The 23105-nt window shown below is 72.1% G+C and carries 23 protein-coding genes; 10 read left to right on the top strand and 13 right to left on the bottom strand.

Features of this window, described 5'->3' with window-relative positions:
* Positions 1-102: 102 nt before the first annotated feature.
* Positions 103-1245 carry a transcription termination factor Rho gene (gene rho / locus ACGFU6_RS02050; RefSeq protein ID WP_393607561.1) on the top strand — a complete coding sequence of 381 codons (1143 nt, stop codon included), beginning with the start codon at positions 103-105 and terminating at the stop codon, positions 1243-1245.
* Positions 1246-1303: 58 nt separating this feature from the next.
* Positions 1304-2302 carry an aldo/keto reductase family protein gene (locus ACGFU6_RS02045; protein ID WP_393607560.1) on the top strand — a complete coding sequence of 333 codons (999 nt, stop codon included), beginning with the start codon at positions 1304-1306 and terminating at the stop codon, positions 2300-2302.
* 75 nt (positions 2303-2377) lie between these two features.
* Here ACGFU6_RS02045 and ACGFU6_RS02040 read toward each other — a convergent pair whose 3' ends face one another.
* From ACGFU6_RS02040 to ACGFU6_RS02025, 4 genes are all read right to left on the bottom strand, one after another.
* The gene (locus ACGFU6_RS02040) at positions 2378-3739 is read right to left on the bottom strand and encodes an NAD(P)/FAD-dependent oxidoreductase (protein ID WP_393607559.1); all 1362 of its coding nucleotides are present in this window, start codon (positions 3737-3739) and stop codon (positions 2378-2380) included.
* Positions 3740-3869: 130 nt separating this feature from the next.
* Positions 3870-4214 (bottom strand): hypothetical protein, encoded by a 345-nt coding sequence (locus ACGFU6_RS02035; RefSeq protein WP_393607801.1) that lies wholly within the window; start codon positions 4212-4214, stop codon positions 3870-3872.
* 35 nt (positions 4215-4249) lie between these two features.
* Positions 4250-5980: a cytochrome c oxidase subunit I gene (ctaD, locus tag ACGFU6_RS02030; RefSeq protein ID WP_393607558.1), complete on the bottom strand. Its 1731-nt coding sequence runs from the start codon at positions 5978-5980 to the stop codon at positions 4250-4252.
* Positions 5981-6304: 324 nt separating this feature from the next.
* Positions 6305-8527: an NADP-dependent isocitrate dehydrogenase gene (locus ACGFU6_RS02025; protein WP_393607557.1), complete on the bottom strand. Its 2223-nt coding sequence runs from the start codon at positions 8525-8527 to the stop codon at positions 6305-6307.
* Between the two features lie 181 nt (positions 8528-8708).
* Between ACGFU6_RS02025 and ACGFU6_RS02020 the strand changes: the two genes are divergently transcribed.
* Positions 8709-9209 (top strand): tetratricopeptide repeat protein, encoded by a 501-nt coding sequence (locus tag ACGFU6_RS02020; protein WP_393607556.1) that lies wholly within the window; start codon positions 8709-8711, stop codon positions 9207-9209.
* A gap of 14 nt (positions 9210-9223) precedes the next feature.
* On the opposite strand, the gene ACGFU6_RS02015 is transcribed toward ACGFU6_RS02020, so the two are convergent.
* Together ACGFU6_RS02015 and ACGFU6_RS02010 are read right to left on the bottom strand one after the other, a co-directional pair.
* On the bottom strand, positions 9224-10255 hold the full coding sequence (locus tag ACGFU6_RS02015) for a glutathione S-transferase family protein (protein WP_393607555.1): 1032 nt from the start codon (positions 10253-10255) through the stop codon (positions 9224-9226).
* 80 nt (positions 10256-10335) lie between these two features.
* Complete coding sequence (locus ACGFU6_RS02010) at positions 10336-11817, bottom strand: MFS transporter (RefSeq protein ID WP_393607554.1); 1482 nt, start codon at positions 11815-11817, stop codon at positions 10336-10338.
* Between the two features lie 229 nt (positions 11818-12046).
* On the opposite strand from ACGFU6_RS02010, the gene ACGFU6_RS02005 reads away from it, so the two are divergent.
* The 5 genes from ACGFU6_RS02005 to ACGFU6_RS01985 all read left to right on the top strand — a co-directional run bounded on the left by ACGFU6_RS02005 (position 12047) and on the right by ACGFU6_RS01985 (position 15279).
* Positions 12047-12442, top strand: a complete 396-nt coding sequence (locus tag ACGFU6_RS02005) for a molybdopterin-binding protein (RefSeq protein ID WP_393607553.1) — start codon at positions 12047-12049, stop codon at positions 12440-12442.
* Between the two features lie 222 nt (positions 12443-12664).
* Positions 12665-13651, top strand: coding sequence for a dihydroxyacetone kinase subunit DhaK (gene dhaK, locus ACGFU6_RS02000; RefSeq protein ID WP_393607552.1), 987 nt, complete (start codon positions 12665-12667; stop codon positions 13649-13651).
* A gap of 52 nt (positions 13652-13703) precedes the next feature.
* Complete coding sequence (gene dhaL, locus ACGFU6_RS01995; protein WP_393607551.1) at positions 13704-14318, top strand: dihydroxyacetone kinase subunit DhaL; 615 nt, start codon at positions 13704-13706, stop codon at positions 14316-14318.
* The gene (locus ACGFU6_RS01990) at positions 14315-14725 is read left to right on the top strand and encodes a PTS fructose transporter subunit IIA (RefSeq protein WP_393607550.1); all 411 of its coding nucleotides are present in this window, start codon (positions 14315-14317) and stop codon (positions 14723-14725) included. Before dhaL ends, ACGFU6_RS01990 begins: the two co-directional genes overlap by 4 nt.
* Positions 14726-14772: 47 nt before the next feature.
* Complete coding sequence (locus ACGFU6_RS01985) at positions 14773-15279, top strand: NUDIX domain-containing protein (RefSeq protein ID WP_393607549.1); 507 nt, start codon at positions 14773-14775, stop codon at positions 15277-15279.
* 55 nt (positions 15280-15334) lie between these two features.
* Here ACGFU6_RS01985 and abc-f read toward each other — a convergent pair whose 3' ends face one another.
* The 3 genes from abc-f to ACGFU6_RS01970 form a co-directional block, all read right to left on the bottom strand.
* Positions 15335-16978, bottom strand: coding sequence for a ribosomal protection-like ABC-F family protein (gene abc-f / locus ACGFU6_RS01980; protein WP_393607548.1), 1644 nt, complete (start codon positions 16976-16978; stop codon positions 15335-15337).
* Positions 16979-17237: 259 nt separating this feature from the next.
* Entirely contained in the window at positions 17238-18176 is a 939-nt protein-coding gene (locus tag ACGFU6_RS01975; protein ID WP_393607547.1) for a M56 family metallopeptidase, read from the bottom strand.
* Positions 18173-18529 (bottom strand): BlaI/MecI/CopY family transcriptional regulator, encoded by a 357-nt coding sequence (locus tag ACGFU6_RS01970; RefSeq protein WP_393607800.1) that lies wholly within the window; start codon positions 18527-18529, stop codon positions 18173-18175. Before ACGFU6_RS01970 ends, ACGFU6_RS01975 begins: the two co-directional genes overlap by 4 nt.
* Before the next feature lie 267 nt (positions 18530-18796).
* On the opposite strand from ACGFU6_RS01970, the gene ACGFU6_RS01965 reads away from it, so the two are divergent.
* The gene (locus ACGFU6_RS01965) at positions 18797-19441 is read left to right on the top strand and encodes a DedA family protein (RefSeq protein ID WP_393607799.1); all 645 of its coding nucleotides are present in this window, start codon (positions 18797-18799) and stop codon (positions 19439-19441) included.
* A complete protein-coding gene (locus ACGFU6_RS01960) occupies positions 19441-20043 on the top strand; it encodes a phosphatase PAP2 family protein (protein ID WP_393607546.1) in 603 nt (200 codons plus the stop codon). Before ACGFU6_RS01965 ends, ACGFU6_RS01960 begins: the two co-directional genes overlap by 1 nt.
* A gap of 70 nt (positions 20044-20113) precedes the next feature.
* Here ACGFU6_RS01960 and ACGFU6_RS01955 read toward each other — a convergent pair whose 3' ends face one another.
* The 4 genes from ACGFU6_RS01955 to ACGFU6_RS01940 form a co-directional block, all read right to left on the bottom strand.
* On the bottom strand, positions 20114-20434 hold the full coding sequence (locus ACGFU6_RS01955) for a DUF6191 domain-containing protein (RefSeq protein WP_393607545.1): 321 nt from the start codon (positions 20432-20434) through the stop codon (positions 20114-20116).
* A gap of 124 nt (positions 20435-20558) precedes the next feature.
* Positions 20559-21599: an NAD(P)-dependent alcohol dehydrogenase gene (locus ACGFU6_RS01950; protein WP_393607544.1), complete on the bottom strand. Its 1041-nt coding sequence runs from the start codon at positions 21597-21599 to the stop codon at positions 20559-20561.
* Positions 21600-21657: 58 nt separating this feature from the next.
* Positions 21658-22431, bottom strand: coding sequence for an SDR family NAD(P)-dependent oxidoreductase (locus ACGFU6_RS01945; RefSeq protein WP_393607543.1), 774 nt, complete (start codon positions 22429-22431; stop codon positions 21658-21660).
* Positions 22428-23099, bottom strand: coding sequence for a TetR family transcriptional regulator (locus tag ACGFU6_RS01940; protein WP_393607542.1), 672 nt, complete (start codon positions 23097-23099; stop codon positions 22428-22430). Before ACGFU6_RS01940 ends, ACGFU6_RS01945 begins: the two co-directional genes overlap by 4 nt.
* Between the last annotated feature and the right edge of the window lie 6 nt (positions 23100-23105).

The raw sequence follows: 23105 nt of genomic DNA, 5'->3' as shown, positions 1-23105 counted from the left end.
CTGTCCCGCCGGCCTTTCCTGCCCGTCATCCGGGGCGTGAGATCTCCGCCCCCGTTTCTGCCGGGCCCCTTCATTCGCATGTCCGCGAAAGGACCACCCCGCATGACCACCACACTCGAAAACCCCGTATCCACCGAGCCCGCCGCCCGCACGGCCGCGGCCGGAATCCTCGACATCACCCACCAGGGGCACGGCACCCTGCGCCCCGCCGACGGACACGCCACCGCACGCGACGTCCAGGTACCGGCCGCGATCATCCGCCGGCACGGCCTGCGCAAGGGCGACGCCGTCGAGGGGACCTGCGAGCGGCCCCGCGCCCTGAGCGCCGTCGTCCGCGTCAACGGCCTCCCCCCTCAGTCCCTCCGGGGCCGGCCGCACTTCCGCGACCTCACCCCGCTCCACCCCCGGCGGCGACTGCGCCTGGAAACCCCGTCGGGCAGCCCGTCAACGCGCGTCGTCGACCTCGTCGCCCCGATCGGCAAGGGCCAGCGCGGGCTCATCGTGGCCCCGCCCAGAACCGGCAAGACGGTACTGCTCCAGCAGATCGCGGCCTCGGTCGCCGAGAACCACCCCGAGTGCCACCTGATGGTGGTGCTGCTCGACGAGCGCCCCGAGGAGGTCACCGACATGCGCCGCTCGGTGCGGGGCGAGGTCTACGCCTCGACCTTCGACCGGCCCGCCAAGGAGCACATCGCGCTGGCGGAGCTCGCCCTCGAACGCGCCAAGCGGCTGGTCGAGCAGGGCCGGGACGTCGTCATCCTGCTGGACTCCCTCACCCGGCTGTGCCGGGCCCACAACAACGCGGCCTCGGCCGGCGGCCGCACCCTCAGCGGCGGTGTCGACGCGGCGGCCCTGCTCGGACCCAAGCGCCTCTTCGGTGCCGCGCGGCTCACCGAGGAGGGCGGCTCCCTCACCATCCTGGCCACGGCCCTCGTGGACACCGGCTCCCGCGCCGACGAGTACTTCTTCGAGGAGCTGAAGGGGACCGGCAACATGGAGCTGCGGCTCGACCGCGCCCTCGCCGAGAAGCGCGTCCACCCGGCCGTGAACATCGCGGCCTCCGGGACCCGCCGCGACGAACTCCTCGTACCGGCCGAAGAACTGACCGCCGTACGCGATCTGCGGCGCGCCCTGCACTCCAGGGACGCGCAGACCTCGCTCGAAACACTGCTGGACCGGCTCCGGCGCACCCCCGACAACGCCGCCTTCCTCGAACTGATCCGCAACACGGTGCCGGCCTCCTGAACGGCGGTCATGCGTCCTACCATGTAGCGGCACTTACCAGCAGAGGGAGAGCAGCCACATGGAATTCCGCCGACTCGGCCGCAGCGGTCTGACGATCAGCGAGCTCGCGTACGGGAACTGGCTCACCCACGGCTCCCAGGTGGAGGAGGACGCGGCGCTCGCCTGTATCCGTGCCGCCCTGGACGCCGGCATCACCACCTTCGACACCGCGGACGTCTACGCGCAGACGCGGGCCGAGGCGGTCCTGGGACGGGCGCTCAAGGACGAACGCCGCGAGGGGGTGGAGATCTTCACCAAGGTGTACTTCCCGACCGGCCCCGGACTCAACGACCGCGGGCTCGGCCGCAAGCACATCATGGAGTCGATCGACAATTCGCTGCGCAGGCTGCAGACCGACCACGTCGACCTCTACCAGGCGCACCGCTACGACCACACCACGCCGCTGGAGGAGACGATGGAGGCGTTCGCCGACGTCGTCCGCTCCGGCAAGGCGCACTACATCGGCGTCTCGGAGTGGACGGCCGAACAGCTGCGCGCCGGGCACGCGCTGGCCCGCGAGCTGCGGGTGCCGTTCGTCTCCAACCAGCCGCAGTACTCGGCCCTGTGGCGGGTCATCGAGGACGAGGTGGTGCCCGCGTCCGAGGAGCTCGGCATCGGCCAGATCGTCTGGTCGCCGATCGCCCAGGGCGCGCTCACGGGCAAGTACCGGCCCGGTGCGCCGGCGCCGGCGGGCTCGCGCGCGACGGACGACAAGGGCGGGGCCGACATGGTCGCCGACTGGCTGCGCGAGGAGGTACTGGAGCGGGTGCAGCTGCTGCGTCCGCTGGCCGAAGAGGCCGGTCTGACCATGGCTCAGCTCGCGGTCGCCTGGGTGCTGCAGAACTCCAACGTCTCCGCCGCGATCATCGGCGCCTCCCGCCCCGAGCAGGTGACGGAGAACGCCGTGGCCGCCGGAGTGCGGCTGGACGCCGACCTGCTGAAGGCCATGGACCAGGCGCTGGACCCGGTGGCGCAGCGCGATCCCGGACTCACCGTCGGCCACAAGGGCCACAGCTGACCCGAACGCGGCGGGGCCCGGCCGGAATCCGGCAGGGTCCCGCCGTCGTCCCGGATCACGTCCGGGTTGTGCGGCTCACATCCCGGTGTGCAGCGCGGCGGTGTGCTCGCGGACCTGTTCCGGGGTGAGGTAGCTGTCCGTGTGCTCGAAGTCGCGCAGTGTCGCGGGCTTGCGGGACTGGAATCCGGTGCGGACGAAGTCGTCGCCCGCGGCGGCGTTGATCAGCCAGTTGGTCATGACCCTCGCCTTGGCCACGTTGGTCCGCAGCGCCGACCAGTGGTAGCCGCGGGCCACGGCCTGGGCGCCGATGCCGTGCATCTCGATGCCGAGCGGCTTGGAGACGGCGTCCTTGCCGCCGAGGTCCACGACGAGCCCGAGGTCCTTGTGGACGTACGGCTGGAGTGGCTGGTTGCGGAGGGTGGCCAGCAGGTTGTCGGCGGCCTTGCGGCCCTGGCGCATCGCGTGCTGCGCGGTGGGCGGGCAGACCGCCCCGTCGCCCTTGGCCAGGTCGGGGACGGCCGCCGCGTCGCCGAGGGCGAAGACGCCGTCGTGGCCGGGCAGGCTCATGTCGGGGGTGACCGCGAGCCGGCCGCGTACCGTCTCCGCGTCGAAGGTGGCGACCAGCGGGCTGGCGGTGACGCCCGCCGTCCAGATCAGGGTGCGGCAGGGCAGTACCCGGCCGTCGGTGAAGGTGACCTTGTCGGGGCCGGCCTCGGCGACCGACACCCCGAGGGAGACCTCGATCCCCCGCTCGCGCAGCACCTTCAGCGCGCTCTCACCGAGCTTGTCGCCCAGTTCGGGCATGAGCTTGGGGGCGATGTCGATCAGATGCCACTTGATCAGCTTCGGGTCGAGCCGGGGATAGTGCCGGACGGCGTTGGTGGTCAGCCGCTGCAGGCAGGCCGCGGTCTCGGTGCCCGCGTATCCGCCGCCGACCACCACGAACTGCAGCCGCGAGGCCCGCTCCTCCTCGTCCTGGCTGGCGTCCGCGAGGTCGAGCTGCGCGATGACGTGGTCCCGCACGAAGGCGGCCTCCGCCAGGGTCTTCATGCCCCGGGCGTTGTCGAGCAGCCCGGGGATGTCGAAGGTGCGGGTGACGCTGCCCGGACTGAGCACGATGTAGTCGTAGCGCTCGTTGACGACCTCGTCGGTGATCTTGCGGATCACGCAGACCTTCGCCAGCGGGTCCACTCCGATGGCCCCGCCGGGAATGATCCTGGTGCGGTGCCGGCTGCTGCGGCGCAGTGACACCGCGACCGACTGCGGGGTGAGGACGCCCGAGGCCACCTGAGGCAGCAGGGGCAGGTAGAGCTGGTACGAGAACGGCGCCACGAGCGCGATGTCCGCCTCGCCGGGACGGAGCCGGCGTTCCAGACGGCGTACGCACTCGACCCCGGCAAAACCGGCTCCTACAACGAGAATCCTGGGTCGTGCCACAGTGTTCGTCCCTTCTCGGGGTCTGCACGGTCGTCCGTTCGCCTGCCCCGTCGCACGCGCACGTCACCTCTCATTTTCACGAGACAGCTGAGACTTCGCCTGCTGGGGCGGCGAAACGGACGACCGGTACTCACCTGACCAGGTACGTCACCACCGTGCAGGCGCCGCCGGCCGTCCCCAGGCAGACCACGGCGGTGGCCGCGACGCAGCGCGCCCTCAGCGTGCGGTACCGCCGGCTGTACTCGCCGCGCAGTTCGGTGGCGCGGGCGCAGACGCGGCCCAGCATCACCCGCGAGGCCTCGGCCCGGTCGGCCGCGTACACCCGTTCCACGTCCTCGCGCTGGGCGGTGGTGAGCCAGGGCAGTTCGTCGGTGAAGCGGCGGGCGTGGCGGCGCGCCTGCTCGATCTCGGCGTTCCACAGCAGGTAGCCCTCCATCTGGGCCAGCCCGCGGGCGCTGTCCTTGTCGGGGTCGATGCCCACCCTGTTCTCCTCTCCGCCGGCCGGTCCGCTCACGCCTGCCGGTCCCCCCGGCCCGCCGTCGCCGCGTGGTCGCCGTGGTACGCGGCGTCGTCTAGTTCACGCACGGACGGGTGGTGCAGGTCGAATGCCGGGGATTCGGAACGGATCCGGGGCAGCGTGACGAAGTTGTGCCGGGGCGGCGGGCAGGACGTGGCCCACTCCAGCGAGCGCCCGTAGCCCCACGGGTCGTCGACCCCGACGTTCCTGCCGTACTTGGCCGTCTTCCACACGTTGTACAGGAACGGCAGCATGGAGAGGCCGAGCAGGAACGAGGAGATGCTCGAGATCGTGTTCAGCGCGGTGAAGCCGTCCGCCGCGAGGTAGTCCGCGTAGCGGCGCGGCATGCCCTCGGCGCCCAGCCAGTGCTGCACCAGGAACGTGCCGTGGAAGCCCACGAACAGCGTCCAGAAGGTGATCTTCCCGAGCCGCTCGTCCAGGATCTTGCCGGTGAACTTGGGCCACCAGAAGTGGAATCCGGCGAACATCGCGAAGACGACGGTGCCGAAGACCACGTAGTGGAAGTGCGCGACGACGAAGTACGAGTCCGAGACGTGGAAGTCCATCGGGGGCGAGGCGAGGATCACCCCGGTCAGGCCGCCGAAGAGGAAGGTGACGAGAAAACCGATGGACCAGAGCATCGGCGTCTCGAAGGACAGCGAGCCCTTCCACATCGTGCCGATCCAGTTGAAGAACTTCACCCCGGTCGGGACCGCGATGAGGAACGTCATGAACGAGAAGAACGGCAGCAGCACACCGCCGGTGACGTACATGTGGTGGGCCCACACGGTCACGGACAGGCCGGCGATGGCGATCGTCGCGCCGACCAGGCCGATGTAGCCGAAGATCGGTTTCCGGCTGAAGACCGGAATGATCTCGGTGACGATCCCGAAGAACGGGAGCGCGATGATGTAGACCTCCGGATGGCCGAAGAACCAGAAGAGGTGCTGCCACAGGAGCGCGCCGCCGTTGGCCGCGTCGAAGACGTGCGCGCCGAACTTCCGGTCCGCCTCCAGTGCCAGCAACGCCGCTGCGAGGACCGGGAAGGCCAGCAGGACCAGGACGGCGGTCAGCAGGACGTTCCAGACGAAGATCGGCATGCGGAACATCGTCATGCCGGGTGCGCGCATGCAGATGATCGTGGTGATGAAGTTGACCGAACCGAGGATCGTGCCGAATCCGGAGAAGGCCAGACCCATGATCCACATGTCCGGGCCGATGCCCGGTGAGTGGACCGCGTCGGTCAGCGGCGAGTAGGCGAACCAGCCGAAGTCGGCCGCTCCGTCAGGGGTGAGGAAGCCGGCCACGGCGATGACGGAGCCGAAGAGGTAGAGCCAGTAGGCGAACATGTTCAGCCGGGGGAACGCCACGTCGGGCGCGCCGATCTGCAGCGGCATGATCCAGTTGGTGAATCCGGCGAACAGCGGTGTCGCGAACATCAGCAGCATGATCGTGCCGTGCATCGTGAACGCCTGGTTGAACTGCTCGTTCGACATGATCTGCGTGCCCGGACGAGCCAGCTCGGCGCGCATGAAGAGCGCGAGCAGGCCGCCGATGAGGAAGAACGCGAACGAGGTGACCAGGTAGAGCGAGCCGATCGTCTTGTGGTCCGTGGTGGTCATCCACTTGATGACGACGTTTCCCGGTTCTCTGCTGTGTACCGGAAGCTCGTTGACGTAGGACTCGTCGTCCCTCGCCGCCCCTGTTGTGCCCGTCGTCGTCACTGGGACGCTCCTTCGATTGTCTGCCGCCGGTGGACCGCGCACCCGGCGTGGCGCCGCCTCCACCGGGGTCGGCCGAACGGCCCTGCCCGCACGTCGCGCGAGTTTCCGGTTGCAGCAAACCAGCCGGGTGGCCGCACGGGGTGGCCCTGCGCCCGCCGTGGCGCGACATTCACCCGTCAGGGCGTCCCCCGACGGCGACTCCCGGCACCGGCCGCCGGAAACGGCGCCGCCCCGGCTCGACGGTGTGTCGGCCGGGGCGGAACGGTCACAAGCGGTGCGGGTGGGGGAAGGGACCGGGTCTCCTCCCCCGTCCACGGCGTCCGGTCAGACGAGGCTCGCGATCGCCTGGTTGAACGTCGCCGACGGCCGCATGACGGCTGCGGCCTTGGCCGGGTCGGGCTGGTAGTAGCCGCCGATGTCCACCGGCTTGCCCTGAACGGCGACCAGTTCGTCGACGATGGTCCCCTCCTGCTCGGAAAGGATCTTGGCGAGCGGCGCGAAGGCCTCCGCCAGCTTCGCGTCGGCGGTCTGCTGCGCCAGCTCCTGGGCCCAGTACAGGGCCAGGTAGAAGTGGCTGCCGCGGTTGTCGATGCCACCGAGCCTGCGGCTGGGCGACTTGTCCTCGTTCAGGAACGTGGCCGTCGCGCGGTCCAGCGTGTCCGCGAGGACCTGGGCGCCGGCGTTGTCCGTGGTCTGCGCGAGGTGCTCGAAGCTGACGGCGAGGGCGAGGAACTCACCCAGGCTGTCCCAGCGCAGGTAGTTCTCCTTGACGAGCTGCTGCACGTGCTTGGGCGCGGAGCCGCCGGCGCCCGTCTCGAACAGACCGCCGCCGTTCATCAGCGGGACGACGGAGAGCATCTTCGCGCTGGTGCCCAGCTCGAGGATGGGGAACAGGTCGGTGAGGTAGTCACGCAGCACGTTGCCGGTGACCGAGATGGTGTCCTCGCCGCGGCGGAGGCGCTCCAGGGAGAACGCGGTGGCCTTCACCGGCGACATGATCTCGATCTGCAGACCGTCGGTGTCGTGGTCGGCCAGGTACGTCTTGACCTTCTCGATGAGCTTGGCGTCGTGCGCCCGGTCCTCGTCGAGCCAGAACACGGCCGGGTTGCCGGTCGCGCGGGCGCGGGTGACGGCGAGCTTGACCCAGTCCTGGATCGGCAGGTCCTTGGCCTGGCACACGCGGAAGATGTCGCCGGCGCCGACGGCCTGCTCCAGCACGGCGTCGCCCTTGCCGTCGAGGACCCGCACCGTGCCGGTGGTGGGGATCTCGAAGGTCTTGTCGTGGCTGCCGTACTCCTCGGCCTTCTGCGCCATCAGACCGACGTTGGAGACCGAGCCCATGGTGGCCGGGTCGTAGGCGCCGTTGGCACGGCAGTCGTCGATGACGACCTGGTAGACGCCCGCGTAGCTGCTGTCGGGCAGCACGGCGAGGGTGTCGGCCTCGCCGCCGTCCGGGCCCCACATGTGGCCGGAGGTGCGGATCATGGCCGGCATCGAGGCGTCCACGATGACGTCGCTGGGGACGTGCAGGTTGGTGATGCCCTTGTCGGAGTCGACCATCGCCAGGGCCGGGCCCTGGGCGAGCTCGGCCTCGAAGGACGCCTTGATCTCGGCGCCGACGTCCGGCACCGAGTCCAGGCCCTTGAGGATGCCGCCGAGGCCGTCGTTCGGGGTCAGGCCCGCGGCGGCGAGCGCCTCGCCGTACTTGGCGAAGGTGTTCGGGAAGAAGGCGCGGACCACGTGGCCGAAGATGATCGGGTCGGAGACCTTCATCATGGTGGCCTTGAGGTGCACCGAGAAGAGGATGCCCTCCTCCTTGGCGCGGGCGACCTGTGCGGTGAAGAACTCGCGCAGCGCGGCGACGCGCATGACGGCGGCGTCCACGACCTCACCGGCGAGCACCGGGACGGACTCGCTCAGCACCGTGGTGGTGCCGTCGTCGCCCACCAGCTCGATGCGCAGGCTGCCGGCCTCTTCGATCACCACGGACTTCTCGGTGGAGCGGAAGTCGTCGACGCCCATGGTCGCGACGTTCGTCTTCGAGTCGGCCGTCCAGGCGCCCATGCGGTGCGGGTGCGCCTTGGCGTAGTTCTTGACCGACGCGGGGGCGCGGCGGTCGGAGTTGCCCTCGCGCAGGACGGGGTTGACCGCGCTGCCCTTGATCTTGTCGTAACGCGCGCGGGCGTCCTTCTCCTCGTCGGACTTCGGGTCGTCCGGGTAGTCCGGAAGCGCGTAGCCCTGCTCCTGGAGCTCCGCGATCGCGGCCTTCAGCTGCGGGATCGAGGCCGAGACGTTCGGCAGCTTGATGATGTTGGCGCCGGGGGTGGTGGCCAGCGCGCCGAGCTCCGCGAGGGCGTCCTCGATGCGCTGGTTCTCCTGGAGGCGGTCGGGGAAGCTGGCGATGATCCGGCCCGCCAGGGAGATGTCACGGCTCTCCACGGTGACCCCGGCCTTGGAGGCGTAGGCCTCGATCACCGGCAGGAACGAATACGTCGCCAGGGCCGGGGCCTCGTCGGTGTGTGTATAGATGATGGTCGAGTCAGTCACCCTGTGCTCCGCTCCACGTCTGCAACATTGCTTGACATCAAGATATCTCGTGATCGCCGCTGCCTCGACAGGGCCCTGCCCCCACGGGCCGGAACCCGCGCTGCCGCAGCGCGGAGGCGTTCGCGGCCGTGCCGCGCAATTGGTTTGCCATGTCCCCGCGGTCCTGGCAGCGTGCCGGAGCATGAGTCCGGAAATCGAACACGACGAGCCGCTGACGCTGGCTGTACGGCTGCGCGAGCAGAAGAGCCCGCAGGCACACGAGCGGCTGGTGGCCCTGGCCGAGCGGTTTCCCGAGGACGCCGCGATCGCCTACCAGACCGCCTGGTCGCACGACTCGCTCGGCCTGGAGGCAGCGGCCGTGCCGTTCTACGAGCGGGCGCTGAAGGGTCCGGGGCTGCCGGCCGAGGACCGTCACGGAGCCTTCCTCGGCCTCGGCAGCACGCTGCGGGTGCTCGGCCGCTACGAGGCGGCCCGCGAGGTGTTCCGCCGCGCCCTGGCGGAGTTCGCGGACGACGCCTCGCTGCTGACCTTCCTGGCGATGACGCTGTACAACCTCGGCGACTCCCGCGAGGCCGTGCGGACGCTCCTCAGGGTCACGGCGGCCACCAGTGCGGACGGCCGGCTCCGGTCCTACCGCCCCGCGATCGAGTACTACGCCGACCGTCTGGACGAGACGGAGTAACGGGGCGGCGGCTCTCAGGGCCGTCCCTGCTCCGGGATCTCCTCACCGGCCGGCACCGGCCCCGGCGGGGTGCCGTCACCGAAGGGGCGGCCGCCCAGCGCCTCGCGGTGGTGCGGGGTCAGCCAGCCCGACAGGCGGGGTCCCACGGGCACGATGCCGGTGGGGTTGATGCCGGTGTGGACCCGGTAGTAGTGCTGCTTGATGTGGTGGAAGTCGGCCGTGTCGCCGAAGCCGGGTGTCTGGTAGAGGTCCCTGGCGTACCCCCACAGCACCGGGTCCTCGGCCAGTTTCGAGCGGTTGCACTTGAAGTGCCCGTGGTAGACGGCGTCGAAGCGCACGAGCGTGGTGAAGAGCCGGATGTCCGCCTCGGTGATCGTGTCGCCCACGAGGTAGCGCCGGTCCGCCAGGCGCTGCGACACCAGGTCCAGGCGGCGGAACACATCCGCGTACGCGGCCTCGTACTCGCTCTGTCCGGCCGCGAAACCGGCCCGGTACACGCCGTTGTTCACATCGCGGTAGACGCCCTCCATGACCTCGTCGATCTCCTCGCGCAGCGGCTCGGGATAGAGGTCGGGCGCCCCGGGGCGGTGCAGCGCGGTCCATTCGGTGGCGAAATCCAGGGTGATGCGCTGGTAGTCGTTGGTGACGAGTTCGCCGCTGGGGATGTCGACGACGGCGGGGACGCTGACGCCGCCGGGGTATCCGCTCTCCCGCGCGTCGTACGCCTCGCTGAGGTACTCGATGCCGAGCACCGGGTCCCGGTCGCCCTCGTCCAGCGTGAAGCGCCAGCTTCGGTCGTCCTGGATCGGGTCGGTGACGGCGAGCGAGAGGGCGCCCTCCAGCCCGAGCAGCCGGCGGGAGACCAGGGCGCGGCTCGCCCAGGGGCAGGCGCGGCTGACGACCAGCCGGTAACGGCCTGCCTCGACTGGCCAGCCGTCCCGGCCGTCGGCGGTGATCCGGTCGGCGAAGTGGCTGGTAGAACGCTTGAAGGGCTTGTGCCCGTACTCCGTGTTGCCGTCCGGTGCGGTGCTGGCGGGATCATTCATGGCGTCTCTCCCTGGGGCAGGGCCTGAGGCCTTGGCCGGATCGGGCCGGGGTCACGGCTCCGATCGTAGCGACTGGGGCCTCATGGGGCGGTGGACTGTCGGGTACGGCCTCTCCCCCGCCGTGTCCCGCCGACGTCGGCCAGGGCCACGATCAGCCCGGCCACCACGAAGGCCACGGAGACGACCAGCCCCCGGTCGTACGCGCTGGACCAGCCGGCGGAACCCGTCTGGGCGAAGAAGACCGAGCCGACCGCGGCGATCCCGATCGCCGAACCGACGCGCTGGCCGGTCTGGAGGGTGCCGCCGGCGCTCCCCGCGATGGCCACCGGGACCTGGGACAGGGTCAGGGTCTGGTTGGGTGCGATGACGAGGCCACTGCCCAGGCCGGCCAGCAGCAGCGGGGCTGCCATCGCCCAGCCGGCTCCCCTGCCGGGCACCAGGTGCACGGCGAGCGCGGTGGCCCCGAGTCCGACGGCCACGGTCGCCATGCCGATGACGACGAGGGGGCGCCCGTACTGGCCGACCAGCCTGCCTCCGGGGCTCGCGGCGACGGCGGACCCGAGGGCGAAGGGCGTGATCGCGAGGCCTGCCATCAGGGCGGTGTAGTGCAGTCCGCTCTGCAGGTAGAGCGTGGTGATGAAGAAGATCGACGTGAACCCCGCGAAGTACAGCAGGATCAGCAGACAGCCCAGCCAGTACGAGCGGACGCGGAAGAGCGCGAGGTTCACCACCGGCTGGGTGCCGCGGTGGGCGCACCGGGCCTCCCAGCCGACGAAGGCGGCGAGCAGCACGGCGGCCACCGGCAGGAGGAGCCATTTCGCGTCGCCCGGCCACTGTCGTGCCTGGACGAAGGGCAGCAGCAGCGCCAGCACTCCCGCGCCGAGCAGCAGCACCCCGACCGGGTCCAGGTCCCGCAGCCGCACCGGGCCGGCGGACGGGGTGTCCGGCAGCAGCCGGTGGGCCAGCAGCAGGCAGACGGCTCCGAGCGGCAGGTTCACGTAGAACACCCAGCGCCAGCCCTCCTCGGCGCCGGCCGCCTGGATCAGGAGTCCGCCCAGCAGCGGGCCGACGGCCGTGGAGATGCCGACCACGGTGCCGAACATCCCGAAGGCCCGTCCCCTCTCGCGTCCGGAGAACATCTGCTGGATGAGCGCGGAGATCTGGGGCGACACGAGCCCGCCCGCCAGTCCCTGGACCAGTCGGGCGACCACCAGCCAGAGGCTGGACTGGGCGGCTCCGCAGGCCGCGGACGAGAGCGTGAAGAGCGCCAGTCCGGCCATGAAGACCTGGCGGCGTCCGCGGGCGTCGCCCAGCCGTCCGGCGGGGATCAGGAACAGCCCGAAGGCGAGGGCGTAACCGGACAGCACCCACTGCAGGTCGGACTCCGGGGTGTGCAGGCCCTCCCGGATGGACGGCAGCGCCACGTTGACGATCGACACGTCCAACAGGGTCATGAAGCCCGCGACCAGGCACACCGCGAGCGCCCGCCACCGCCGGGGATCGGGCGCGTCCGGCCCGGCGGCGGACTCCGCGGATCCCCGGTTCGCCGCACTCTCTGCCATGGCTCGCACCTTAGGTCGCACGCCCCGATTCCTCATCCCGGCAGGGCCACCCGGCCGTGCGCCGCGCGCTACATTGGCGCGGTCACCGGTATGCGGACGGGAGACGGAACGGGGCGGCCGGCCGCCGTGCGCCGGCAGCCCCGGGAGCAAGCGGGCCTTGTTCGCGTCTGCTCCGAAATGCTCAGAAAAAGCTTGCACTTGCAAGCATATATACCTTAAGGTGCGGCATATGCAGTCCTACACGATCGGGCAGGCAGCCCGCCTGCTGGGCGTCAGCCCGGACACCGCGCGCCGCTGGGCGGACGCCGGCCGCATGGCGACCCACCGCGAGGAGGGCGGGCGCCGACTCATCGACGGCCGCGACCTGGCCGCGTTCTCCGTCGAGGTCGCCCAGGGCGGCGCGGGCGAGGACGACGCGTCCTACACCTCGGCGCGCAACGCCTTCCCCGGCATCGTCACCGCCGTCAAGCTCGGGGACGTGGCGGCGCAGGTGGAGATCCAGGCCGGTCCGCACCGGCTCGTCTCACTGCTGACCCGGGAGGCCGTCGAGGAGCTCGGGCTCGAGGTGGGCATGCAGGCCACCGCCCGGGTGAAATCGACCAGCGTGCACATCGACCGCACCTGACCCGGCGCGGTCGGCGCCCCGCGCCGCTCGACCCGCGTGACCGCAGGAGCACCCCCGCGACGACAGGCCGTCAGTAGACTCGGCAGCGAGTCGCCACCGGTCCCGCCGGGCCCGGCCGCCGAGGCCGTGCACCGCCGGGATCAACGACTCAGGAAGCGGCCCCTGAGCTGCGAGAACCCGCTCGGGGCGCCACCTGGCTCTACTGGGAGGTCACCGTTGAAAATGCTGATCAACGTCCCCGAAACCGTGGTAGCGGACGCACTGCGCGGCATGGCGGCCGCCCATCCGGATCTGACCGTGGACGTCGAGAACCGTGTCGTCGTACGGCGCGACGCACCCGTGGCCGGAAAGGCCGCCCTGGTCTCCGGCGGCGGGTCCGGGCACGAACCGTTGCACGCCGGGTTCGTCGGGCCCGGGATGCTGTCGGCCGCTTGTGCCGGGGAGGTGTTCACGTCCCCGGTTCCGGACCAGATGGTGCGGGCGGCCGTCGCCGTCGACAGCGGTGCGGGCGTGCTCTTCGTCGTCAAGAACTACACCGGTGACGTGCTCAACTTCGAGATGGCCGCCGAGCTGGCCGACGAGGAGGGGGTGCGGGTCGCCCAGGTACTCGTCAACGACGACGTCGCGGTCACCGACAGTCTCTTCACGGCGGGGCGACGGGGCACGGGGGCGACCCTGTTCGTCGAGAAGATCGCCGGCGCGGCGGCCGAGGAGGGCGCCCCGCTGGACCGGGTGGCGGCGCTCGCGCGCCAGGTGAACGAGTCGTCGCGCAGTTTCGGGGTGGCGCTGACCTCGGTGACCACACCCGCCAAGGGCTCGCCCACCTTCGACCTGCCCGAGGGCGAACTCGAACTCGGAGTGGGCATCCACGGTGAACCCGGGCGTGAGCGGCGTCCGATGATGACGTCCCGGGAGATCGCGGACTTCGCGGTGGACGCGGTGCTGGAGGATCTGCGGCCGAACGGGCCGGTGATCGCGCTGGTCAACGGGATGGGGTCGACACCGCTGCTGGAGCTGTACGGGTTCAATGCCGAGGTCCAGCGGGTGCTGTCCGAGCGGGGCGTGGTCGTGGCTCGTACGCTCGTGGGGAACTATGTGACCTCGCTGGACATGGCGGGCTGTTCGGTGACGCTCTGTCAGGTGGACGAGGAACTGGTGCGGCTCTGGGACGCGCCGGTGGAGACTCCCGCACTGCGCTGGGGCCGTTGAGCCCTCCCGCCGCGGCGCACGCCGCCCCACTCGATGGACCCAAGGAGATCATGTGCTCGACACCGACTTCTTCCGCCGCTGGATGACCGTGACCGCCGCCGCCGTGGACCGCGAGGCCGCGTATCTGACCGACCTCGACTCGGCGATCGGGGACGCCGACCACGGCAGCAACCTCCAGCGGGGGTTCGCCGCGGTGACGGCCGCCCTGGAGAAGGAACCGCCGCAGACGCCGGGGGCCGTACTGATGCTCGCCGGGCGGCAGTTGATCTCGACCGTCGGAGGCGCGTCCGGCCCGCTGTACGGGACGCTGCTGCGGCGTACGGGCAAGGAGCTGGGTGACGCCTCCGCCGTGACCCGCGACGAGCTGGCGCGGGCACTCGCGGCGGGCGTGGCCGCGGTGGCCAAGCTGGGCGGGGCCGCGGCCGGGGACAAGACGATGCTCGACGCCCTGCTGCCGGCGGCCGAGGCGCTCGGGACGTCGTTCGAAGCGGCACTGGACGCGGCGCGCGCGGGCGCGCTGGCCACGGTGCCCCTGCAGGCCCGCAAGGGCCGGGCGAGCTATCTGGGCGAGCGGAGCATCGGTCATCAGGATCCGGGGGCCACGTCCGCCGCGCTGCTGATCGCCGCGCTGGCCGCGGCCGGCAGCGCGGACGGGGGCGCCGCATGAGCGCGGACAAGCAGGTCGGGATCGTGCTCGTCTCGCACAGCGGGCCGGTGGCCGAGGCGGTTGCCGCGCTGGCCAGAGGGCTCGCGGCCGGTGGCGCGACCGCGCCGGTGGCCGCCGCCGGCGGGACGCCCGCGGGCGGCCTCGGGACGAGCCCGGAGCTCATCGCGGAGGCGGCCAGATCGGTGGACTCCGGCGCGGGTGTCGCCGTCCTGGTCGACCTGGGCAGCGCGGTGCTCACGGTCAAGGCGATGCTGGCCGAGGGCGACGAACTCCCCGACGGGGCACGGCTGGTGGACGCGCCGCTGGTGGAGGGCGCGGTGGCCGCCGTGGTCACCGCGTCGGCGGGCGGCGACCTGGACGCCGTGGCGGCTGCCGCGTCGGAGGCGTACGACTACCGCAAGGTGTAGGCCGTGTCGCCGGCCCGCCCCCGCGCCGCTCGCTCACACTTGACGGCATGTCACCGAACGAGCGGCGCAGCGCCGGCCTCCTCCTGTTCCGCACCACCGGGGAATCCGGCCTGGAGGTCCTCATCGGCCATATGGGCGGGCCGTTCTGGGCGGGCCGGGAGAGCGCGGCGTGGTCGGTGCCGAAGGGTGAGTACGGCCCCGGCGAGGAGGCGGCGGCCGCTGCGCGGCGGGAGTTCGGGGAGGAGTTCGGCCACCCGGCCCCGGACGGTACGTGGCTGGCGCTGGGCGAATCCCGCCAGGCAGGCGGCAAGACCGTGACCGTGTGGGCGCTGGAGGCCGACCTCGATCCGGCGGCGGCCGTTCCGGGAACGTTCACGATGGAGTGGCCGCGGGGCTCCGGTGTGCGGCGGGAGTTCCCGGAGATCGACCGGTTCGCCTGGTGCGCCCCGGAGGTCGCCGCCGAGCGCCTCGTCAAGGGGCAGCGGGTCTTCGTGGACCGGCTGCGCGATGCGCTGGCGGCGGAGCGGGGGCCGTCCGTGCCCGACGGGTCCTGAGCCTTCGGGGCCTCGACGGTCGGGGCCGGGTGCGCCGCCGTCCGGCAGCTACGGGTCAGGGGCTGCCGGCCGGGGCGCCCTCGCGGAGTTCGAACCGGTCGCCGGTGAAGCGGCCCCGGAAGCTGCGGTCGTGCGAGACGACCACGACGGCTCCCTGATACTGCGCCAGCGCCGCCTCCAGCTCCTCCACCAGGCCGAGGGCGAGGTGGTTCGTCGGCTCGTCGAGCACCAGCAGATCGGCCGGCCGGGTGACCAGCCGGGCCAGCGCCAGCCTGCGCTGCTGGCCGACGGAGAGGCCGGCGACCGGAACGCCCAGGTCCTCGGGGCGGAACAGCCCGAGGGCGAGAAGCAGGTCAGTGTACTCGTCGGCGTGGCCGGGGCGTCCGGCCGCGAAGGTGGCCAGCAGCGTGCGGCGGGTGGGCCGGGCGGGGAGTTCCTGCGGGAGGTACCCGATCCGGGCCCGGCGGCGCACCGTGCCGGTGTCGGGGGCGAGATCTCCCGCCAGGATCCTCAGCAGGGTCGACTTGCCGGCGCCGTTGGGCCCGGTGACCAGCAGCCGCTGTCCGGCCGCCACCCGCAGTCCGGGCACGCGCAGCCGGTCGCCGACCGTGACGGAGTCGAGCTCCACCATTGGGCCCGGCGGCAGTTCGCCTTCGGCGGCGAGGTCCAGCCGGGCAGTGAAGCCCAGCGGCCGGGGCGGGGCCGGGACCGGGTCCCTGCGCAGCGCGTCCAGCCGGGTCCTGGCCGCTCTGACCTGCCCGGACAGCTTGGCCTCGTGCGAACGGCGGTGCTTGCCGAAGCCCTCGCCCGGGTCCTTCCCGGCGCCGGCGAGCCGGCGTCCAGTGGCGTTCACGAGCTCTTCGGTGCGGGCCAGTTCGTCCAGCCACTCCTGATGGTCCTGCGCCCAGCGGCGCCGGGCGGCCGCCCGCGCCGTGCGGTAGCCGTCCCAGCCGTCGCCGTAGGTGACGACGCTGCGCAGATCGCGGTCCACCTCGGCGATGACGGTGGTGGTGCGCTCCAGGAACGCCCGGTCGTGGGTGATCACGACGGCGGTGCCGCGGTGGGCGCGCAGATGCTCCTCGAGCCAGGTGGTGGCCCTGAGGTCGAGGTGGTTGGTCGGCTCGTCGAGCAGCAGCAGTTCGGGACCGGACGCCAGCACGCAGGCGAGCGCCAGCCTGGACTGTTCTCCGCCGGAGAGCGTGCCGAGCGGGCGCTCCCTGGTGAGGTGCCCGAGCCCGAGTCCGTGCAGCGCCGCATCGACCCGGGCGTCGGCCAGGTAGCCGCCGCGTTCCTCGTACTCGGTCAACAGGTCTCCGTACGCGGCGAGCCGGGCGTCGTGCGCGGGGCCGGGCACGGCGAGTGCGGACTCGGCGGTACGGATCCGCCGCTCCAGCTCGCGGAGTGCGGCCAGTGCCGTGTCGACGGCGTCCTGAACGGTCCGGGCGGGGTCCAGCGCGAGCGTCTGGCAGAGGTGGCCGGTGCCGCCCGGGAAGCTGACGGTGATCTCGCCGCTGTCCGGTGTCTCGGCCCCGGCCAGCAGCCGCAGGAGCGTCGACTTGCCGGAGCCGTTCTCACCGATCACTCCGACGCGTTCGCCCGGACGGACGGTGAGCGACACCTGATCGAGGACGGTGCGGTCTCCGTACGCCTTGGAGACGTCCTTCATGGCCAGTTGGGCGCGGTCGTGCTTGGGGGACATGGGTCGCTTTCCCTCGGGTGACATGCCTCGGCGGCCCGTGAACGGGCACGGCGGGCGGGGATGCCGAACGGGCGCGGGAGGATGCCATGCGGGGCGACACGCTCGGCGTCGCGCGGTGGCGTCCCTGGCCGGGATCAGCGGAAGAAGTAGTACGAACCCATGGGCGTCAGTGTAGGCAGGGGGCGCGGGGCTGTCAGGTCCCTTTTCGCACGGTCAGGTGCTGCTCAGGCCCTGTCTTGGGATCCCCCCCCGGGGGGTGCTACGGAGCCTCGCCCTGGGCGGCCTCGATGCTGCTGTGCAGATCGTGCGTCGCGTCGAGGGCGGCCGCTCCCGAGACGGCCAGGCAGGCGATCAGGGTCGCGGCGGCGGCGCGGCCGATGCGCGGGCGGGCGGCGGTCCGGCCCAGCAGCGCGGCGACCCGGCGCGGGACGGGCCCCGCCGCCGCGGCGAGTGCCGGTGCGGGGTGGGCTTCGGCGGGCCCTCCGGCCGTCCGGGCGGCCAGCGCGGCGCGCCCGATCGCACGGGCGGCGACTGCCCGATCCCCGACGGCACGGGCGGCGGCCTCGTCCGCGCAGCGCTCCAGCGCGTAGCCCATGGGCGCGCGCAGGGCGCGCAGGGCCGGGTGGCAGCGGGCGGACAGCTCGGCGGCGACGAGGTACAGGTGGTGGCGCCCGGTGAGGTGGGCGCGCTCGTGGGCCAGGAGCGCGTCCCGTTCGGCGGGTTCCAGGGCGTGCAGCATGCCGGTGGTAACGACGATCCGGCCGGGGCTGCCGGGCCGTCCGGGCAGGGCGTAGGCGTCGGGCCGGGCGTCCCGGAGCACAGCGAGTTCGCTGTCGTCGCCATGCTCGGGGCGGGCGGTCCGGTGGAGCTGGGCCCAGTGCCTGCGCGCCGCCCGGGTCATGCCGGCGGCGCAGCCCAGGAGCAGCGCGAGCGCGACGGCCGCGAGGGGCAGGGCGAGGGCCGGTTCGACGGCGGCGAGCGGGCGCACGAACTCTCCGGCGGCGGCGACGGCGGACAGCCGCCCGGCGCCGGGCACCACCAGCAGCGCCAGCGCGGACAGGGTGAAGACGGCAAGGCCCGCGCCCGTGGCGGCGAGCAGCCGAACGGCACGCCGGGGCGACAGGGCGTCCGCGAGCCGGCGGGCGGCCGGCACGACGAGGAACGGCACCAGCAGCGGGATCCACACGGCATAGATCATCCGGCGTCCCCGTCGAGCAGTTCACGCAGCAGCCGCTCGTCCTCGTCGCTGAGCTGCGACACGAACCGTGCCAGCACCGTGGACCGGTCCTCGTCCTTGCGCAGTTCGCTGTGCATCCGGCGGGCGGTCAGCCCGGCCGCGTCCTCGGTGGGGGTGTAGGCGAATCCGCGTCCCGACCTGGTGCGGGCGACCGTGCCCTTCTCGTGCAGGCGGGACAGGATGGTGGTGACGGTGGTCCGTGCGAGTTCTGCCCCGATCGCGCCCTGTACCTGCCCTGCGGTGAGCGGGGCGCCGGCCGCCCAGAGGGCCGCCAGGATCGCGGATTCCAGTTCGCCGGACGGGCGCCGCTCCACCGGGGCCTCACCGGCCGCCGGTGCCTGCCGGGCGGGCTCCTGCCCGGCGGGTGCCGTCCCCCCGGCGTCCGGGCCCTCGTGCGGCCGGGGGGCGGATTCTCCGCCGGATATGCCGTTCACCTGTGGCATGGGAACTCTCCTCCCCCTTCGGGCGTCTACAGTGATGTAGACCGTCTACATCACTGTAGTCAGTCCGGGTGTTCCACCGGTGCACCCGCTCACCATTATGGGAGACCCTCCACCGTGTCCGTACTCTCACTGGCGGCCATGCCGCAAGCGGTGAACCTGCTGGACGCCGGCTCGCTGCTCGGCACGTTCGGCGCGCTCGGCGTCGCCGTCGTGCTCTTCGCCGAGACGGGGCTGCTCGTCGGCTTCTTCCTGCCCGGCGACTCACTGCTGTTCACGGCCGGCCTGCTGAGCGTCTCCGGCACCCACGGCCCGGTCGAGCTGTCGCTGCCGCAGGTGCTGATCGCCGCGGTGGCCGGGGCGCTGCTCGGTGCGCAGACGGGCTACTGGCTCGGCCGCCGGGGCGGCCGGGCGCTGCTCGCCCGCAGCCGCTCCGGACGGCTGCACGAGGGCGCCGACCGTGCGGCGGAGCTGCTCGCCAGATACGGGCACGCCCGCGCGATCGTGCTGGCCCGCTTCGTCCCCGTCGTGCGCACGGTGCTCAATCCGCTGGCCGGGGCGCTCGACGTCCCGGCCAGGGTGTTCGCCCTGTGGCAGGTCGTCGGGGGCGTCGTCTGGACGGCCGGGCTGGTCCTCACCGGATACGCACTGGGGTCCTCGGTACCGAACGTCGACCGCTACCTGCTGCCGATCGTCGCTCTCGTGGTCGTGGTCTCCCTCGTCCCGCTCGCCGCCGAACTGCTCCGCTCCCGCAGGCGGACCACTGCCGAAGGAGACAACAACTGATGCCGCTCGCCTCCGCGGCCACCTCGATCGACGGTGGGCCGTACACCTGGGTCACCGAGCTGGCCCAGCGCTCCCCCGCCGTCCTGGACTCCGCCGTCCGCCTGTGGTCGGACTACGGGCTCGCCCTGTTCGCGGTGCTCATGCTCGCGTCCTGGTGGCGCTCCCGGTCCGGGGACCCCACGCGTACCGCCATGGCGCTCTGCGCCCCGCTCGTCGTGGTCGCCACGTATCTCGTCAACGACGTGGTGAAGTCCGCCTTCCACGAACAACGCCCCTGCCGGAGCCTGCATGTCCTGACGGTGGAGGCGTGCCCGGCGCTGGGCGACTGGTCCTTCCCCAGCAATCACGCCGCCATCGCGGCGGCGGCCGCGATGGCGATCTGGCTGACCGACCGGCGGCTCGGATCGGTCGCGGCGGCGGCCGCGCTGCTGATGGCGGCGTCCCGGGTGTGGATCGGCGCGCACTACCCGCACGATGTGCTGGCCGGGCTGCTGATCGGCGCGCTGGTCGCCTGGCCGCTGGTGGTGGCGGCCGGGCGCTGCGCCCCGGTGGTGGTGCGCCTGCGTGACAGCCGGCTGCGTCCGCTGGTGGCGGTGCGCTGAGGCCGCGACGCCCCGGACGCCGGGCATGCAGAGGTCTGCGCGCGGGCCGGGAGCGGGTGGGTGGCAGTCCTCAGCCTTCGTTGCCGGGCATGCGGATGACGGCGAGGCCGCCGTCGAGGTCCACGGTGGAGCGGTGCGGCGGGGCACCGTCCTCCTCGTCGTCGCGCAGCAGCAGGGCGCTCTGCCGCTCCTTGAGTTCGCTCTGCTTGCCTGGCGAGAAGGTCGCGTGCAGCTGCTCGAAGCCGGTCGCCGACACCTGGCCCTGCCGGGCGCTGTTGCGCCACGGCAGCAGACCGGCCCGGCCCGCGCGCAGCATCAGCTGATCGAGGATGGCGACGACGGTCAGCCCGATCACCAGTCCGGGCAGCGTCATCATCGCGGCGAATTCCATCCGGGCAGTATCCCTCGCCTGCGGCGCGGCGTGAAGCGGTCGCGCGTACGCCCCTGCGGGCCGCCGCTCGGTGCGACGGCCCGCAGGGGCGTTGGCCAAGGGCCGGTTGGCCAAGGGCCCGGGGTCAGCCGTTGGGGAGGATGACGGCCCGGCCGCTGACCTTGCCGTCGTGCAGCCGTTCGTACGCGAGCGGCGCCTCATCCAGCGAGTACGTCTCGACGTGCACCTCGACCGAACCGGCACGGGCGAGGTCGAGCACCTCGGCCAGCTCCGAGCGTGATCCCCAGTACGGGGCGGTCACCGTGGTGTTGAACGGCAGGGAGCCGAAGCCCACCGGCAGCGCCCCGCCCCCGATGCCCACGATCGTGACATCGGAGTCGACGGCGGCCGCGGCACCCGCCGTGGCCACGGTGGGCGGCGCCCCGACGAAGTCGAGGACGACCTGTGCGCCGATGCCGCCCGTCAGCTCACGGATTCGCGCCGCGGCGTGTTCGTCGGACAGGACGGTCTCGTGCGCACCGACGGTGCGGGCGAGGGCGAGCTTGTCCTCCGTGACGTCCAGGGCGATGACCCGCACGGCCGTCATGGCGCGCAGCAGCTGGATGGCGACGTGGCCGAGTCCGCCGGTGCCGATGACGACGGCGGTCGCGCCGGGCACCAGCTTCGGCAGGGAGCGCTTGATCGCGTGGTACGGGGTGAGGCCCGCGTCGGTGAGCGGCACGGCCTGGACCGGGTCGAGGTCCCCCAGCGGCACCAGGTGGCGCGGGTCGTCGACGATCATGTACTCGGCCATGGCGCCGGGCGAGCCCAGCCCCGGCGGGTTGATGCCGAGCTCCTTGGCGCGCAGGCAGTAGTTCTCCTTGCCCTCGGCGCACTTGACGCACGTACCGCAGCCCCAGGGGCCGTATACCGCCACGGACTCGCCCACGGTGAGTCCGCCGACGCCGTCGCCGAGTGCGGCCACGGTGCCCACGCCCTCGTGGCCGAGGGTGAGCGGGAGATCGTAGGGGAACTGGTCTGCGGGCCAGCTCATCACGGCGATGTCGGAGTGGCAGACACCTGCGGCGGTGACCTTCAGCAGCACCTGCCCGGGGCCGGGCTCCGGGTCGGGCACGGCGACGACCTCCGGCGCGGCGCCGACGGTGCGGTACTGGACGGCTTTCATGGGGTCCTCCTTGACCTCTGCTGTTCTATTTCTCGCCCCCGAAGCCCCCCTGCGCCATTCAGGAGGCGGAGTATCCGCCGTCCACCAGGTGGTAGCTGCCGTGGATGAACGAGGCGCGGTCGGAGAGCAGGAAGGCGGCGAGCTCCGCCACCTCCTGCGCGGTGCCGAGGTGTCCGGCCGGATGCAGCGAGATGAGGTGGTCGCGGGCGGGGCCGTCCGTGTTGCGCAGCAGCGGCGTGTCGATGAAGCCCGGCCCCACCGCATTGACGCGGACGTTCTGTGCCGCGTACTCCAGCGCAGCCGTCTTGGTGAGGCCGACGACACCGTGCTTGGCGGCGACGTAGGCGGGCGATCCGGCGAAGCCGTTGGTGCCGAGGATCGACGACATGTTGACGACGGCGCCACCGCCGGCGGCGACGATCGCGGGAAGTTCGTAGCGCATGGAGTAGAAGACGCCGCTGAGGTTGGTGGCGACGACCCGGTTCCAGTCCTCGACGGCGTATTCGCCGGTCGGGCTGCTCGGGCCGCCGATGCCCGCGTTGTTCACCGCGAGGTGCAGGGCGCCAAAGGTGTCGACGGCGAACCGCACGCCCGCCTCGACGGAGGCGGGGTCGGTGACGTCCATGGCGACGGCCGCGGCCCTGGCACCGGCGTTCTCCAGTGCGGCGACCGCCTTGCGGGCGCTCTCCTCGTCGTAGTCGGCCACGACCACGGACGCGCCTGCGGCGGCCAGCCGGTGGGACAGGGCCAGTCCGATGCCGGAGGCCCCTCCGGTGACCAGGGCGGTGCGTCCGGCGAATTCCTGCTCGGTGGTGGCGGGGGTGGTGCTCATGATGTTCCGTTTCCTTCCGTGGTGCTGTGTGACGCCGGCCCGGCGGGGAGCTGTGCGAACAGCTCCGCCGAGAGGGCGTCGAATGCCTGCCCCACGAGCCGGGGCAGCTCGTCGGGGCAGTTGCCGCGCACCCAGGCGGCCTGGGCGGCGAGGAGCGCTCCCGCTCCGGCGGCGACCGTGACGGCGGGACGGATGTCCTGCCGCGGGTCGGTGCCCAGCCGCTGCGCGACGATGGCGACCGAGTCCTCCTGGGCGTCCACCCGGATGTGGTGGAACGCCGCGTAGAGGGTCGGCTCCCGCTCGGCGAGGACCAGCAGTTCGAAGATCCTCGGGCGGCGGTGCCAGGCCGCCGCCTCCGGGTCCTCCAGCCAGTCCAGGACGGCCCTGCGGTACGCGGTGAGCGGCGGTTCGTCTGCGGGGCGAACGCGCAGGGCGTCGTTGATCCGGTCGCCGTCGCCCCGGACCGAGTCCAGTACGGCGGCTTCCTTGCTGGTGAAGTACCGGCTGAAGGTCCGGCGGTCGACGTCCGCGTGTTCCGCGATCTCCTCGACCGTCACTTCCCTCAGCCCCCGGTCGAGCACCAGCTCGAACGCGGCCTGGGCCAGTGTGTCCCGGGTCCGGCGGGCCTTGCGGCTCCGCCTCTCCGGGGTCTTCCGTTCCCGGTTCATAACTGC

This window comes from Streptomyces sp. NPDC048462 (assembly GCF_043200175.1).
Lineage (GTDB): Bacteria > Actinomycetota > Actinomycetes > Streptomycetales > Streptomycetaceae > Streptomyces.
Note: the sequence above shows the minus strand (reverse complement) of the source record. Positions and strands in the feature narration are given on the sequence as shown.